This window comes from Vibrio breoganii (assembly GCF_001677275.1).
Classification (GTDB): domain Bacteria; phylum Pseudomonadota; class Gammaproteobacteria; order Enterobacterales; family Vibrionaceae; genus Vibrio; species Vibrio breoganii.
On the sequence record NZ_CP016178.1, the window covers coordinates 395,606 to 411,682 of the forward strand.

The window sequence follows — 16,077 nt, forward strand, 5'->3', positions numbered from 1 at the left end:
GTTAATCGAGTTCTGACTAAGCCGCTTCTACTTGCGCTGGGCAATCCTGCTGCTGGGCGCGCTTATCTAATGCGCCGCTAAAGCGAGTGAGAAGCAGTGCCACAATCACGACGACACCGCCAATCCATGGAGTATGCATCAAACCAAGGCTTTCGTGAGCAACAATCATACCGCCACCCCAAGAACCTAACGCGATACCAACGTTAAACGCTGCAATATTAAGTCCTGACGCTACATCAACGGCTTCAGGTGTGTGCTTCTCAGCAAGGCTCACTACGTAAACTTGCAGGCCAGGTACGTTACCAAAAGCAAATGCACCCCACACCAAGATAGTCGCTACTGCTGCAATTGAGTTGTAAGCCGTAAAGTTAAATACGAACAGTACAGCCACCAAGCCAGAAAAGATCACTGTTAGTGCTTTTATTGGACCCATCTTGTCGGCCATTTTACCGCCCCAGATGTTACCAATCGCCACTGATACGCCGTACACCAACATGATAATGCCGATGGCACTTGGGTTAAAGCCTGACACGTCTTGCAAGATAGGCGCTAGGAAGGTAAACGCTGTAAACGTACCGCCGTAACCCAGTGCTGTTATTGCATACACAAGCAGTAGACGAGGCTGAGTTAATACCTTTAACTGCGCAGACAGTTTTGCCGCTGGTGGCTGTTTTAGGTTGTTCGGTACAAGTAGCGCACTACCAATTAACGCAATAAGACCTAAGAGTGCCACAATCAAAAACGTTGCCTGCCAACCAAATGTTTGGCCAATATAGGTTCCTAGAGGCACGCCTGTTACTAGGGCCACTGTTAAGCCAGTAAACATAATCGCGATAGCACTTGCGGCTTTCTCTTTAGAGACTAACCCCGTTGCGATAGTCGACCCAATAGAGAAGAACACGCCATGAGCAAGACCGGTTAAGATGCGCGCAAGTATTAAGGTGTTATAGCTCGGCGCCTGCCATGCCAAAAGGTTGCCTGCGACAAAAAGGCTCATTACTGCAAGTAGTACTTTTTTACGGTTCCACTTACCAGTAAGGGCAGTAAGCACTGGAGCACCAATCGCCACGCCAAGAGCGTAAAGGCTAACAAGAAGTCCAGCGGAAGGAACTGACACATTAAGGTCAGCAGCCATAGTAGGAATCAAACCCACAATTACAAATTCTGTTGTTCCGATTGCGAACGCACTTAGCGTCAACGCTAGTAATGCTAAAGGCATAATCTTTCTCTCTCTATGCTGATACGGTGTGTATCATTCGATGCAGTGGATTATTCAGCAAAACCGGTTTGTGAAAAATAGTGTCTTTAACAAATGACTTTTGTTGTTTTTGGAAAAATGAAGAAGGGAAAGCTGTCAGCCGCAAGCTTTCAGCTTTCAGAATGGTTCTAGAGCTGCTAGCTTCAAGCTGCCAGCTACAAGAGGTTGTTATACCGTCATCCCAGCATGTTGTTAGCTGGGATCTTAGGATGCACAAGCGTTGAGATTACCGATAAGAGACCTCGGCAATGACGATCTTAAAGCTGCTAGCTGCTAGCTTCAAGCTGCCAGCTACAAGAAGGCTGTCATCCCAGCATGTTGTTAGCTGGGATCTTAGGATGCACTAGCGGTGAGATTGCCGATAAGAGACCTCGGTAATGACGATCTGAAAGCTGCTAGCTTCAAGCTGCCAGCTACAAGAAGGCTGTCATCCCAGCATGTTGTTAGCTGGGATCTTGGGGTGCACAAGTGGTGAGACTGCCGATAAAAGACATCGGCAATGACGCTCTTAAAGCTGCTAGCTTCGAGCTGCCAGCTACAAGAGGGTCGTCATCCCAGCATGTTGTTAGCTGGGATCTTAGGATGCACAAGTGGTGAGATTGCCGATAAGAGACCTCGGCAATGACGATCTTAAAGCTGCTAGCTTCGAGCTGCCAGCTACAAGAGGGTCGTCATCCCAGCATGATTTTAGCTGGGATCTTAGGACGCACAAGCGGTGAGATTGCCAACAAGCCCCCTCTGACAGCTGACAGCTGACGGCTTGCAGCTTGAAGCTTGAAGCTAGTAACTCGCAGCTATAATTTCTACGGCTGCTGCTTAGTCGGCGCTAGCGAAATCTCGCGAATACAAACATTCTGAGGCTGTTGGAATGCAAACAGCACAGCGCGAGCTACGTCATCAGCGGCTAGAACGCCACCCATGTCTTCTTTCCATGAGTCGTAGCCATCTTTGATCTCTTGAGAAGAGGTGTGCGATAGAAGCTCGGTTTCTACAGCGCCAGGGGCGATAGTGGTAACGCGAACGTTATCAGCCGCGACTTCTTCACGAACATTCTCAGAGATAGCGTGTACCGCAAACTTAGTGCCGCAGTACGCTGCGTGGTTCGGGAATGTTTTCTTTCCTGCAATTGAGCTGATGTTAATGATGGTGCCGCTGTTGCGAGACTTCATGGGTGCTAGCACAGATTGCATGCCGTTCAGTAGACCCAATACGTTCACATCGAACATACGCTTCCACTCTTGTGCATCTTGAGTGTCGATTTGACCAAGAAGCATAGTACCAGCGTTGTTGACTAAACCATCTACAGGGCCAAATTGTGCTTCAGCTTTGGCGATAGCCGTTTCAAATGAACCTTGGTCGGTTACATCCACTTTTTCACATAGTGTGTTTGGAAGTTTCAGGGCTTCAAGTCTTTCTACGCGACGTGCAAGAAGAAGAAGAGGATGCCCTTCATCACTTAAACGACGTGCAATCGCTTCACCGATACCTGAACTTGCGCCAGTAACAACAATAAGTTTTTTCATCATTCTTCTCCGAATATGGTTTGCAACACCCTTTGTGTCGATGGAGGCCATTTTAGTGAAGAATCTTTTGTTGATATATATCCCTTTAGGTGAAACACTGTTGCTATACTGCAACAATAATCGTGTAAATCTTTGAGGCAAAAATGTTGAATAACAAAATACCACCACCGTTAGTGATGCTGGCGTGCGGTGGGTTAGGAGGCTACCTAGATGGTTTCACATTTTCATCGGAACCACTGGTATGGCTAATAGCCGTCGTCATCTTTGCTACTGGAGTATGGCTGGCTGTGGTTTCCATTGTTTCCTTTAAGCAGGCCAAGACCACCATCAATCCATTGGATCCCTCTCAAACCAGTCAATTGGTGTCTCATGGCATATTTAGATTTAGCCGAAACCCCATGTATGTATCTCTCGCATTGTTCCTAGTGGCTTGGTCCTGCCTGTTGCTATCTGTAGCCGCGTTGGCGTTTTGTGGCGTGTTTGTGCTGTACATAACTTGGTTCCAGATCAAACCGGAAGAGAAGGTCTTGAAGGCTAAATTTGGCAAGCAGTATGAAGAGTATTGCCACAAGGTAAGAAGGTGGCTGTAGCCTATGTTGAATAAGGTAAACCTGTCAGAGATCCGCTCTTTTGTATTAATCGCACAGCTTGGCAATTTCACTCGAGCAGCAGAGGCGTTAAAGGTGTCTCGCTCTCACATATCACGCCAGATGACTCAGCTAGAGTCTGATCTAGGGGTGACCTTGCTAGTAAGAACCACTCGCACTCTCAAGCTTACTCAAGCAGGTCAAAAGCTGTTTGAGCAGTGCCAGCTCGCTCTAGGTCACATCGACCAAGCGCTATTGTCGGCAATAGATGATGTTGAAGAGGTGAGGGGACACATTGCCATCAACTGCGTAGGCGGGGTATTGGGTGAAGATATCCTAGTGCCTATGATCAACGAATTTATGTCTCTGTATCCAGATGTACACGTGAGTCTGGACTTTAGTAGTCATAGGGTTGACTTGATACAAGACGACTTTGATATCGCCTTTCGTATGGGAACGTTGCAAGATGCTAGCTTTGTCGCTCGTAAGCTACTGGATATTGATATGGTCACCTTAGCCAGTCCCCAATACCTTCAGCAACATGACGTTATTTCTCACCCTAAACAACTAGAAAAGCATCGTTGCTTAACTGGGTCTGTGAATCGTTGGAGTTTCGTTCGTGACGGAAGCAGTGAAACTTTTGAAGTGAATATTAGCGGTAATTTACAGTGTAAAAATGGTCGCGCTTTGGTGAACGGGGCTTTGCTAGGCAATGGTGTTATTCGTGTGCCTCTACTGTATTGCCAAAAGGAGGTCGAGGACAAAAGATTGCAACAAGTATTTTCCGATTGGCATATACCTAGTGTAGACTTTTCAATGATTTACCATAAAGACAGATTCAGACCCGCACGTTTGGTTAGGCTGATTGAATTTATCTACCAACAATTTGAATCACTAAGAACCGAACGCGATGCTCGAAAAGGAAAATAAGTGAATAGCTATCAGATTTTGTATAAAAAGAATGTGGTGTTAGCCGTGAATCTTGGCAATGCCAACGCCTCAGAAGAAATAAAAAGCCTAAACGAACAAGGCTTTAAGATTTTTAGTCGTATCATACAGGCTGTTTCTGAGGATCGAGCTGTTGCTATCTATCGTGCAGAGAACCAATCTACGCATAGTGAGCATGACGTTAGCATCAAGAATGTGTTTCTCTTCAAAACCAACCGATTACGACGTCTTCCTTATCTGGGGTATTCGTTCTCAAGCTTTATAGTTGCGGCTTTGAGTATGTTTATGCTCACCCAGCAGGCGAGTAATTCAGATGGCGGCGGTGCACTATTTTTACTGTTCCCGATCCTAATCGCGCTATTTTGGTTCTCCATTGGCTTATCGGTAGCGCGATGGAAAAACTGTGGTCATAAGGGGTGGTATTACGCCGTTGCTTTGGTGGTCACTATGCTAATAGATACCTTCTTGATGGGGGTGGCAAGCACCGTATTATGGCTGTATCTACTGTTTAACCCACAATCAAAGAATATATAAGATCTAAAAAGGGGCGAAAGCCCGTTCATAATATAATTTCAGCATCCATTTGTAGTGGCAACTTCTATCAGCCTAGGCAAGTAGAGATTTATTCGACTTTAATAGCCTTTCAAGTTGCGGCGTTAGGTTGGTTCTTTTAGACATTGTCAGTCGACCTGCCTCGTAAAGCTCAACCAGTACACCATTATTGCAGGTATTGCATTGACCCTCGCAATGCATCTCCTCAAGGAAGGTATCCATCTTGTAGGGGGATAACTTGAACCTTTCCACTTCACTGCCCTTATTGCAGTTATAAATTACCACTTCCATCTTCACTCCTTGAAGAATCACAACTATCCATATTGATAACTATCGCTTATATTTTTCATATTTAAATAGAGATAGGTCACATACTAATATTTCTGGAGTGTATGTGTGAATACGATCAAAGAATAGCAAAAGAAGTGACAAATATTTGCGAGGCAAATCAAATTAAATGAGGTGCTCATTTCGTCTAAAATAGAACGAAATGAGCCATACACTGCTATTAGAATGTGATCCCTATCTAAATAATACTCTTCTTAACGGTGTCTTCATCATCAGGTAAGTAAATAGAGTCGATATAACAATTGTGCCAAACCATACCAGTAGGTCTTTCTTCCATAGTTCAAAACCTAAAAACCCAGCTAAATTAGATAGATAGATAACAAATAGCAGATGGGAAACATAAATGCCTAGAGTGAGGTTAGCAACTGGTTGCACCCACTTACTCTCTCCTAAACTAGGATTGGCCAACAAGAAAAAGAAAAACCCTAAAGCCCAAATAGGGGTACCAAATAAATAATCATGGATACGAAAATCAACATCCCAACTGAGAAGATAATAAGCCTCAGCAAAGTGAATCAACATCCCTATTGTTAATATAATTAGTGCTTTTACTGAGCTAACCGAAATATTTAATCTGCGAATTTCAAATCCTAAAACGATCATTATTAAGCTGAAGAAAGGCCCATTTCTTGTATAAAAAAGAGACGGAATATCTGTCGCATTAAAATAACTACCCGCCAATACGCCGTATATAAATAATATAATGCTTAATGGAAGAAGAAATCTTTGAAGATTGGCTTTAATTAAAATGGAGACTAGACCAACACCAATGACGAGAGCGGGTAGGTACCACAGATGAACTAAGCCTCCTTCAAGAAGAGAGTTGAACGGGGTTAGCGCTAAGTAATCCCAGTACATAGAGCGTTCAGCTACGTAACCTTCTGTCATTGCCGTCATTAAGTTAAAGGGCATCAGTAGATAAATGACACTCCAAACCAACCAAATTATCGTGAGCGGTTTAATGTAAGAAAGAGCCGTACCAATAGGATCTCGACTGAGCTTAGGCTGAAGCAAATAACCCGTTAAAAGAAAAAAGTAAGGTACAGCAAAGCGGCTAGCTTGATTAATAAAATCTCCAAGCCAAGGCGTCTCTTTGTATAAGGGATAAGCAACGAAGAGTTGGCTATGTATGGTGATAACAGCCAGTATAGCGATGATGCGACCGAGCTCTAAACTTGGAATGCGTTGGTTAGTAGTGGACATAAACAATATCTCAGGAAGTGACACTGCTTTGTATAACAGACGCTAGAGTTCGTCTATCTGAATAATGAGGCGTTAATCAGAATTACTAGCCTTGTCTCAAATCTCGGCTTTTTAAACGAAGAGTTGTAACAAAAACAAAACAGGCCCGCCGAAGCGAGCCTGTTATCTAATTCAATTGGTATTAAACCATTTGAGAAAATTAAGCAGCAGCAAGCTGTGCAGATTTCTCTTCGCTGATAGGGCGAGTCACTAGAGATAGTGCAACACACACACCCATCATTACAGCAGAGATTGTGTACGCTAGAGTATAGCCTTCACCGTGAGTCATTGAGAAACCAACAACTGCCGCGCCGATAGCACCACCGATACCCCATGCAGTGTAAAGCACGCCGTAGTTAGTACCGTAGTTCTTAAGACCGTAGAATTCAGCAGTGATAGATGGGAATACCGCCAGTAGCGTACCGTAACCTACCGCTGCAATCGCAGTACCAAGGATCAGCGTTGCTTCTGATTTGAAGGTAGCGAATAGAACCATGTTAACGCCTTGCAGAGCAAATGCGATGAACAATGTGCGTAGGCCACCAATCTTGTCAGATAGGATACCAGCGCCGATACGACCGCCTGAGTTAAACACTGCAAGGATAGATGCTAGGTATACCGCGTTTGGTAGGTTCGCTTGAACACTTGCAATAGTCGTGATGTTACCAATGATCATAAGGCCCGTTGCAGAAGCAAATGCGTACATGATCCATAGAGAGTAGAACTGAGGTGTTTTCAGCATTACTTTCCAAGAGATGTCGTTGCTCTTCTTAACAGCAACTGGTGCTTGACCTGCTTTTACCTTAGGCGCTTCTGGTACGTAATCTGCTGGTGGGTTGTTGATTGTTGCCGCTAGAGGCACAGCAATAACAAGTACACCAACACCTAGGATAAGGAAGCTTTGGTCGATACCGTAGTTAGTGATAAGCGTAGAAGTCAGCGGAGCAAGGTAAACCGCGGCTAAACCGAAGCCTGCAGCAATCAAACCGTTTACTAGACCTTTCTTAGATGCGTGGAACCATTTCATCGCAGCAGGAGAAAGACATGCGTAACCGAAACCAATGCCAGCACCAGCTACAACACCAAAGGTCATGCTTAGCATTGCAGGAGTAGTTGCAAAGCTTGAAGCAATCATACCTAGGCCAGTCATCGTTGCACCCAAGATAAGGATGTTACGTGGACCCATACGGTCCTGAAGGATACCAGCAACAAGAAGAGCGATAGAGAAAGTAACCGTTGCGATAGCGTATGGTTGAGATGCATCTGCTGCATTCCAGCCTAAATCAGTAACTAGAGCTTTGTTGAATACACTCCATGCGTAAAGAATGCCTAAGCAAAGGTTGATACAGAATCCTGCAATCAGGATGCGCATCGCTTTATCAATCTTTTTCATCGTTTGTTCTCGGTGCCGTGATGGCTAGGTTGATTGTGTTAATTGTCTGAAACATTAAAAAACTTTTTAGGTTTCTCAAAATTTCTAAGAGCGAGATGCGCGAATTGTACACAAGTTTTTTGTGATTTGAATCTCTTTTTGCGAAAAATGGAAAATAATTTTGCGCTTTTTTACCATTGGTACAAATTGAGAGATGGTTCCCAAAATTTGCGGTGATTTTCGCAGGATAAAACACTGCCTATAGACTGTTTACCCAACGGAATGTGATGTATTCGGCGTCTATGAAAGAAAATTTCGCTTTAGCATTTTTTTAACAATTTAAACATCTAGATCGTTAATATCATCGTAAAACGGTTATATGGTGCTTATTTGATTTAAAACAATGTTAAATTGTTGCGTAGATGTAAAATTGATGTGTATTTCAATGATTTAGGCGAAAAATAGCTCAAAAAAACAGCTTGCAAACGAGTGTTTTTCAGTCAAAATACAGTGAAATCTAAGATTCCAAATTTGAAAGGATGCTTTACTAAGCTTTAGTGAGGTTACACATGAAAATATTTTTACTTCTACTTATCTCTGTTTCCGCGGGCGCAGCATCAGCTGAGCACCTAACTTCTTTCCTTTACGGACTGAGTACAGCATCGCTTGCTGTGGGTGTTTGCTTCTGGTTGGCTTTCCGTTCATCTCGTTGGCCACAACTTGCAGTGTTCCTTCTACTAACAGGCATGCTTTGCAAACTGACTATTACTGTTGTTTCGACCATTGTGGGTGTTAACGCCGGATTGATTACTTCACCGTTGATCTTCTCTCTTTCGTACCTATTCTTTGCGATCGCGACGACTTACGTGTACTTCTACTTCAAAGATAAAAGCACAAATCGCAAGCTAGGCTTAAATCAAGCGTAAACCTTAGTGTTTGGAATCATTACGAAAACCGCTGTCGCGAAAGCACAGCGGTTTTTTTGTGCCTGTTCACTTTTAGCCTCAAAACTTCACTATTCTTATATCAATAACACTAAGTACTTTACTAGCTAGGATGATCAGTTATTTAGTACGATTGGTAGTACATACGCTTAAGCAATAGATGGTGAGGTATCGATCATGCACCGCCTGTATTCTCCGCAGCAAATTAAACAAAGTGAACCTCAAGCAGCAGATCTCGCCGGAATTACTCTTTATCAACTAATGGAAAGGGCTGGGCACGCCGCGTTTGAACGCTTGCAGTCCATGCTACCTAACGCCGGAAGAGTCTTGGTTTGTTGTGGTTCAGGGAACAACGGTGGTGACGGCTTTGTGGTGGCTCGATTAGCGCTAGAGCTTGGCTATGAAGTAGACGTGTTTCAGCCCTCCTACTGTGAATCCAACACCGCAGATTCAGCGCAAGCAAAACAGCGGTGGCTAAGTCATAGCAAAGTAATATCTAGCAACATCGATGAGTTAGAGCACTATGACCTTATTGTTGATGGCCTGCTAGGTACGGGGTTAACCGGTAATGTTCGAGACAATCTTGCTAAGGTGATTAACAGCCTTAACCAATCCAAACGTCCAATTCTCAGTCTTGATATTCCTTCGGGCCTGCATGCTGACACGGGCAAGATCTTAGGTGTTGCAGTCAAGGCGACTACTACAGTGACTTTTATAGGGAATAAAAGAGGGCTAGTGACAGGGCAGTCCAGAGATACCGTTGGCGAGCTTTACCTAGGCGACCTTGGTGTTGGGTCTGAGTTCTCAAGCTTAGAAACCGAGCTAGCCTGCATCTTTGATAAAGAGCAAGCCCATAAGCGATTACCTAAAAGGAAACACACTTCTCACAAGGGGCAGTGTGGTCGCACGTTATTAGTGGGCGGCCATCAAGGAACCAGTGGCGCCATTATTATGGCCGCTCAGGCAAGTTGTCGGGTGGGGGCTGGATTAATTAGCGTGATGACTCATCAAGATACCATTACTCCAGTGCTTACCCGCCAGCCTGAGGTAATGGCCATTGCTATAGATAAAGCGAGCGATGAAGAAATGCTGGTAGATGCGATGAACTCTGCCACCGTTATTGCCTTAGGACCAGGCTTAGGCACAGATGATTGGTCTAAGAGGTTATTTGAACAAGGCATAGCGCAGTTAAAACCTAAGGTCATTGATGCCGATGGGCTGAACCTTCTTGCTCAGAGTGCTTCATCTTATGATTTAAGCCAAACCATACTAACTCCTCATCCAGGGGAAGCGGCAAGGTTACTAGAGTGTTCTGCTCAGGATATAGAGCAAGATCGCTATGCTGCAGTTGAGAAGATCCAGTCAAAATATCAGTGTGTCGTGCTGCTTAAGGGAGCAGGTACCTTGATATGCGATGGACAAATGACCAATGTGATCACAGCGGGAAATTCTGGCATGGCAAGCGGGGGAATGGGCGATGTGTTAACCGGGGTTATTGCTGGATTGCTTTCTCAGGGCTTAAAGCCAATAGATGCGGCATGTCTAGGAGCCTGGCTACATTCTACTGCAGCGGATAATATTGCTACGCAGTCAGGGAAAATTGGCATGCTGGCTACCGATTTGTTACCTGAAATTCGCTCTCTTATCAATCAATGCTAAATAGAAAGTCCACTGCCTTAATAAGGCTATCGCTTAATAAGAACAGTGGACTCATAGCCTTGGGTTAGTCACCTAGAGACGTAGAGGCGCGTCGACGATCGGTTGCTCCATAAAGCTGACCATTTTTAACTTCAATCGCATTCAAGCCGCTGACGACAGGGATGACATGCACCTGATAACCCATCTCAGTAAATTCAGGAACCAGTATTTCAGCGTAGGTACGCTTTTCTACCAAAAGCCCCGTTGGGTTATAAGACTTGGTACGGTCGATCTTGGTTCCGTACTGTATGTTGGGCAGATCGATGGCTGCTTGCGCCGAGAGATCCCAATCGATCACTCCTACGACCGTTTTAAGAACATATCCTGGGATTTGCGAGCTTCCTGGGCTGCCCACAACCAGTTTAAGACTGCCACTTGGTTCCATCACCATTAATGGTGTTATGGCAGAGCGGGGACGTTTTCCAGCCATAATCGAATTTTGCACAGCTTTTCCATCGATTTCAGGCTCTGGAGAAAAATTCGCCATCTGAGCATTAAGCAAGACGCCATCTACCATAACCCCTGAGCCCATGCCGGTGCCCACAGTACTGGTCATTGCTATGGCATTGCCCTCAGCATCGACAATGGAGATATGCCCTGTATCTTGGCCTTCAAATCCATCAACATTAGCGAGATTCTTTTGACTGATATTTCCCGGCTTTACGTCGCTTTGCCTCATAGAGCCTTGTTTAGGAATCAACTTGCCGCGCTGCGCAAGATAGTTTTGATCAAGAAGCTTCTCCACGGGAGCATCCACATAGCTAGGGTCTCCTGCATAGGCAATGCGGTCTTCCTTAGCTAACCTCATCGCCTCGGTCATTAGTCTCCATGGTTCGGCTTCGGTGTGATGCATTTCGTTGATCTTATAAGGCTCTAGCATCTCAAGCGTTTGCGCGACTAACACTCCCCCAGAAGCTGGATAGCCAAAAGAGACGATATCGTGACCACGATAAGTGGATTGAACAATATCCCGCTCTACCATTTGGTAGTTATTAAAGTCCTTCATGCTCAGCTTATGCTGCTCGTCATCAAGCTGCGCATTGACCGTCTCAACAATGTGCTCACCCAGAGGGCCGCTATACATATAGCTATCACCGTGCTTAGCAATAAGCTTTAGGGTGTTGGCCAATTCCGGGTTAGTCATCAAAGTGCCGGTTGGCTTGATGTCATCACCATCCCAATACAGAGCATTGATTTCAGGGTCACTTTCCAGACGAGACTGTTCTCGAACCAGAATGTCGTAGGTATAGCTGTTCATGGCATAGCCATTCTCGGCATAGTCGATAGCGGGTTCGAGTAACTCCGCCCACTCTAATTTGCCGTGCTTCTGGTGCGTGGAGTAGAGCAGTTTTAAGGTTCCAGGGATCGCGACCGAGCGAGGGCCTAATATGTCATCTCTCGAAATCGCTTTGCCACCTTCGTTCAGAAACATATCAGGAGTCGCACTTGATGGAGCGGTATCGCGTCCGTCATAAGCGATAAAAGAGTCCGTTGCCTTGTCGTAATACAAAGCAAATGTACCACCACCAATCCCGGTCATATCAGGCTCAACAACGGACATAACCATTTGCATCGCGACCATGGCATCAATGGCGTTACCACCTTGCTTTAAGATTGAATAACCTGTGCTAGTGACATACTGATTAGTGGCGCTGACCATAAATTGGTCACCAGTGGCATCGGGCGCTGTGGGTAAAGGATAAGGGATAGCTAAGGCTGTAGTGGAGAGGGTAGAAAGAAGGAGAAAAATTCGACGCTGCATTAAGACCTCTATAACTAAGAATATTTAGCACTGCTAATAGTAGACCGAGGTATAGCATTCTGCCTGATTAGTTATGTGAAAACAGTGTGAGATCGTTATGTTTTTTCTTTATTTTTCAATGATATAAGCAGAGTGAATAATTTTGAATACTATCCATGGTTCTTGGTGATATGTATTAGAGTAATTCAATGCGTAGCTGGTTCGATACGGATATTGGCTACGAACGGCTATAGAGCCCTGACCGAAACAAAGTGACCATATTTTTGATTTATTCACGCCAAAAACGAAATTTTCGCAAAAAAATGCTGTAAAAATAGTGAGTCAATGAGCGGGAAATACAGGGATTTATACACAGATAGTGAACTGGATCACCAAATATAGACGGTATTAGAGGTGTTCAACTTAGGGTGACGAGCATAAAGGGTTTTTAAGTTGTTGATTTATATAATCAAACTAGAATTTGCGAGGCGCAGATTTGCAAGTTTCAAGATAGTAGCACAAAAAAAAACAAAAAATCAGTCTTGCGACAAATTTATCTGGCTCTATAATGCTGAAAACCGGAGCGTCTGCCAACGCCCCGGTTTTTTTGTGTCCGAAGAATGGTCAACGCTTCTGCCAAAGCACGACCTGCATTGTAATTGGCACATCATCTATTGAATCAAGGAAATCCAACAATGCGTATCGAACAAGAACTTAAGTTAGGCTTTAAAGATGTACTATTCCGCCCTAAGCGTTCTACTCTAAAAAGTCGTTCTCAAGTAAATTTAACCCGCGATTTTACATTCAAGCATAGTGGTCGTCAATGGTCTGGTGTTCCTGTAATTGCAGCAAACATGGACTCTGTAGCAAGCTTCGAAATGGCTGCAGCGCTAGCTGAACATGATGTAATGACTGCTGTTCACAAACACTACACTGTTGAGCAGTGGGCAGAGTTTGCAAACACAGCGGACAAGAAAACGCTAAACAACGTATTTGTTTCTACGGGTACTTCTGATGCTGAGTTTGAGAAAACTAAGCAAATCATGGCACTTAGCGATGAGTTCATCTTCATCTGCATCGATATCGCAAACGGTTATTCTGAGCACCTTGTTGAGTATGTACAACGCGTACGTGCTGAATTCCCTGACAAGGTTATCTCTGCAGGCAACGTAGTAACAGGCGACATGGTTGAAGAACTCATCCTAGCTGGCGCTGACATCGTTAAAGTAGGCATCGGCCCTGGTTCTGTATGTACTACTCGTGTTAAGACAGGCGTTGGTTACCCACAACTTTCTGCAATCATCGAATGTGCTGACGCAGCACACGGCCTTGGTGGTCGCATTATCGGTGACGGCGGCTGTGCATGTGCTGGTGACGTTTCTAAAGCATTCGGCGGCGGCGCTGACTTCGTTATGCTTGGCGGCATGCTAGCAGGCCACTCTGAGTCTGGCGGTGAAGTTGTTGAAGAAAACGGCAAGCAATTCATGAAGTTCTACGGCATGTCTTCAGAAAGCGCGATGGCGAAGCACTCTGGTGGCGTTGCTAAATACCGTGCAGCTGAAGGAAAAACCGTACTATTGCCTTACCGTGGTAGCGTTCACAACACCATCTCTGACATCCTTGGTGGCGTACGTTCAACGTGTACCTACGTAGGCGCAGCGCAGCTTAAAGAGCTAACCAAGCGTACCACGTTCATCCGTGTACAAGAGCAAGAGAACAACGTGTTCGGTAAAGAGTAAACTGAGCAGCGCTCAAAACGATAGCTTGAATTAATGAAAAAAGAGCCTCTAGTTAGAGGCTCTTTTTTTGTGCAAAATTTGGAAGTACCGACAAAATGGCAATACAGACTTCCTATGTTTATTAATGGTTATGCTAAAGCTCTAAAGAATTTATTCGGATTCCGTTGAATACATCTTCAATACATCAAGGGGCACAACCTCTAAGGCGCTCTCTTCGCAGCTGGACAATACTACTAACGGTGCCCAACCTGCTTGCCATGCTTCTTTCCAGCGTAAAGCACACAGGCACCAATGATCGCCGGGTCTAAGACCGGGGAAATCGAAATCAGGACTGGGAGTGGTAAGGTCATTACCGCGAGCTTTGGAGAATGCAAGGAAATCCACTGTCATCTTGGCACATATAACATGACGCCCATTATCACTGCCATGGGTATGACAGTAGCCGTCTCTAAAAAAGCCGGTATTGGGTGAGCAACTGCAAAGTTGTAGAGGTTCGCCGAGTACATTTCTTTTCTGCGCCATGCTCATTTCTCTCCATCGTTTCCCATGAAAAACTCTCACCCTGCGATCTCAGTGTAGTTGTTAGATGGGCGTTATGTCAGGGTTCAAGTTGCCGGGAATATCTGAAGCAAGCGTATAAAAGAGGTTATAAAAAAGAGCCTCATGGCAGAGGCTCTCTGTTTGCGGAGTTTTATCATTGTCTGCCAGTGGGATGGCATAGTTAAATTTGGTGTGAAGTTAACGTCCACCACCTCTTCTTTCGCTTGGGTCTTCCCATGTGTAACCTCCACCACCGGTTCTTTCACTCGGGTCGGCCCATGTGTAGCCTCCGCCACCGGTTCGCTCGCTTGGGTCTTCCCAAACGTAGTTGGTTTGGGAGTTAAAGGTTGGGTTAACAGGTAGACTCGACGCAAAGGCCACGGGTGCTACAAACAAAGAGGTCAGCAATAGAGCTTTTAGAGTTTTCATGGTTTCACCTATTCAGTTATGTTTTTGATAGCTGAATCGCATTCCCGTCGACTTGAAAATATTGCGTTCAATTTAAGAGACCCTAGCTGAGCTGAAAATATTTCGTGTGATTTAAAAAGATTTGTAATTTCCTCTTTTAATATCACGAGTTTCAGTTGGTACAGAGAGAAGGATCTCTGTGTTAGGTTTTATCTTTAGCAACCTGACTAAAGAGTCTCACGTGCATTCTGCTGGTATGGATTAGTGAAACTGAACTAGGATGGTATTCATGGCTTTTTACCCACTTATAGTGTCGTCACTCCAAATCCAGTATGAGTTTATTTACCAAGCTGTTAGCAGACGTAGAGCGTTGTACGCTCTGTAGCGAACATTTGCCACTCGGGCCGAGACCTGTTGTGCAATTGCACCCTGATGCTCGAATATTGGTGGCGGGCCAAGCGCCGGGAAAAAGAGTGCATGAGACCGGTATTCCATTTAACGACCCTAGTGGGGACCGATTGCGAGAGTGGATGGGGATTTCAAAGGCAGTTTTCTACGATGAAAAGACGGTCGCGCTACTGCCCATGGGGTTCTGTTTTCCAGGTACGGGCAAATCGGGTGATTTACCTCCAAGGCCTGAATGTGCAAAAATGTGGCGTGAGCAACTGCTCGCACAATTGCCTAATGTTGAGCTGACTTTAGTCCTCGGAAAATATGCTCAGAACTATCACTTTGATAACCCCAAGCTTTCATTAACCGAGCTTGTGTCGTCGTGGCACAACTACTGGCCTGCTATGGCACCTTTACCCCATCCCAGTCCAAGAAATAATATCTGGCTTAGTAAGAACCCTTGGTTTGAAAAAGAATTTGTACCCGTACTTCAAGCAAGGGTAAAAGAGATTCTTGGCTAGTCATGTCAATCTAGAGAAAACATAAGATGAGTCACAAGAACTCTAACCATCTCACGACTAACTCAGAAGTGGATCGCGCAGAGTATTGAGTTGAAAGGCGCAGAGGCTTTTAATAACTGCGAACACGAAACACTCATTATTATTCATCGACGTTATCTAATGGCGAGCTCTTACCCTCACTTCAAAACCACGCTTTTAGCGGCTCTTTTTTGTCAAAAAAACCATTAATTCTCTCGTGAACATTATGAACAAAATGGCCATTAAGT

At 44.8% G+C, this 16,077-nt stretch carries 15 protein-coding genes; 7 read left to right on the plus strand and 8 right to left on the minus strand.

Translation table 11 applies throughout. The features are described 5' to 3' along the window. Positions 1 to 16: 16 nt before the first annotated feature. The gene (locus A6E01_RS14825) at positions 17 to 1,219 is read right to left on the minus strand and encodes an MFS transporter (protein WP_065210571.1); all 1,203 of its coding nucleotides are present in this window, start codon (positions 1,217 to 1,219) and stop codon (positions 17 to 19) included. A gap of 842 nt (positions 1,220 to 2,061) precedes the next feature. Beyond that, positions 2,062 to 2,781 (minus strand): SDR family oxidoreductase, encoded by a 720-nt coding sequence (locus A6E01_RS14830; RefSeq protein WP_017027920.1) that lies wholly within the window; start codon positions 2,779 to 2,781, stop codon positions 2,062 to 2,064. A gap of 143 nt (positions 2,782 to 2,924) precedes the next feature. Here A6E01_RS14830 and A6E01_RS14835 point away from each other — a divergent pair, with 143 nt between their 5' ends. From A6E01_RS14835 to A6E01_RS14845, 3 genes are read left to right on the plus strand one after another with little or no spacing between them, the layout of a single operon-like run. Continuing rightward, complete coding sequence (locus tag A6E01_RS14835) at positions 2,925 to 3,371, plus strand: methyltransferase family protein (protein WP_017027919.1); 447 nt, start codon at positions 2,925 to 2,927, stop codon at positions 3,369 to 3,371. A 3-nt stretch (positions 3,372 to 3,374) separates the two neighbouring features. Continuing rightward, the gene (locus A6E01_RS14840) at positions 3,375 to 4,298 is read left to right on the plus strand and encodes a LysR family transcriptional regulator (protein WP_017027918.1); all 924 of its coding nucleotides are present in this window, start codon (positions 3,375 to 3,377) and stop codon (positions 4,296 to 4,298) included. Continuing rightward, positions 4,299 to 4,850 (plus strand): DUF805 domain-containing protein, encoded by a 552-nt coding sequence (locus A6E01_RS14845; protein WP_065210572.1) that lies wholly within the window; start codon positions 4,299 to 4,301, stop codon positions 4,848 to 4,850. It abuts the gene before it with no gap. Between the two features lie 72 nt (positions 4,851 to 4,922). Here A6E01_RS14845 and A6E01_RS14850 read toward each other — a convergent pair whose 3' ends face one another. The 3 genes from A6E01_RS14850 to A6E01_RS14860 form a co-directional block, all read right to left on the minus strand. Next, entirely contained in the window at positions 4,923 to 5,159 is a 237-nt protein-coding gene (locus A6E01_RS14850) for a hypothetical protein (protein ID WP_017027916.1), read from the minus strand. Positions 5,160 to 5,390: 231 nt separating this feature from the next. Continuing rightward, positions 5,391 to 6,419, minus strand: coding sequence for an acyltransferase (locus A6E01_RS14855; RefSeq protein ID WP_065210573.1), 1,029 nt, complete (start codon positions 6,417 to 6,419; stop codon positions 5,391 to 5,393). Positions 6,420 to 6,618: 199 nt separating this feature from the next. Beyond that, positions 6,619 to 7,851 (minus strand): L-lactate MFS transporter, encoded by a 1,233-nt coding sequence (locus A6E01_RS14860; RefSeq protein WP_017027914.1) that lies wholly within the window; start codon positions 7,849 to 7,851, stop codon positions 6,619 to 6,621. A gap of 548 nt (positions 7,852 to 8,399) precedes the next feature. Here A6E01_RS14860 and A6E01_RS14865 point away from each other — a divergent pair. Further along, a complete protein-coding gene (locus A6E01_RS14865) occupies positions 8,400 to 8,756 on the plus strand; it encodes a hypothetical protein (protein WP_017027913.1) in 357 nt (118 codons plus the stop codon). Between the two features lie 195 nt (positions 8,757 to 8,951). Beyond that, entirely contained in the window at positions 8,952 to 10,433 is a 1,482-nt protein-coding gene (locus A6E01_RS14870; protein ID WP_017027912.1) for a bifunctional ADP-dependent NAD(P)H-hydrate dehydratase/NAD(P)H-hydrate epimerase, read from the plus strand. 64 nt (positions 10,434 to 10,497) lie between these two features. Here the strand turns inward: A6E01_RS14870 and ggt are convergent, their stop codons facing one another. Continuing rightward, positions 10,498 to 12,234, minus strand: coding sequence for a gamma-glutamyltransferase (gene ggt / locus A6E01_RS14875; protein ID WP_065210574.1), 1,737 nt, complete (start codon positions 12,232 to 12,234; stop codon positions 10,498 to 10,500). Between the two features lie 674 nt (positions 12,235 to 12,908). On the opposite strand from ggt, the gene A6E01_RS14880 reads away from it, so the two are divergent. After that, positions 12,909 to 13,952 carry a GMP reductase gene (locus A6E01_RS14880; protein WP_017027910.1) on the plus strand — a complete coding sequence of 348 codons (1,044 nt, stop codon included), beginning with the start codon at positions 12,909 to 12,911 and terminating at the stop codon, positions 13,950 to 13,952. A gap of 150 nt (positions 13,953 to 14,102) precedes the next feature. Here A6E01_RS14880 and A6E01_RS14885 read toward each other — a convergent pair whose 3' ends face one another. Next, a complete protein-coding gene (locus A6E01_RS14885) occupies positions 14,103 to 14,474 on the minus strand; it encodes a DUF2237 family protein (RefSeq protein ID WP_026026124.1) in 372 nt (123 codons plus the stop codon). Positions 14,475 to 14,690: 216 nt separating this feature from the next. Further along, a complete protein-coding gene (locus tag A6E01_RS14890; RefSeq protein ID WP_017027908.1) occupies positions 14,691 to 14,921 on the minus strand; it encodes a hypothetical protein in 231 nt (76 codons plus the stop codon). A 311-nt stretch (positions 14,922 to 15,232) separates the two neighbouring features. Between A6E01_RS14890 and A6E01_RS14895 the strand changes: the two genes are divergently transcribed. After that, positions 15,233 to 15,811, plus strand: a complete 579-nt coding sequence (locus A6E01_RS14895) for a uracil-DNA glycosylase family protein (RefSeq protein WP_017027907.1) — start codon at positions 15,233 to 15,235, stop codon at positions 15,809 to 15,811. The last annotated feature ends 266 nt before the right edge of the window (positions 15,812 to 16,077 follow it).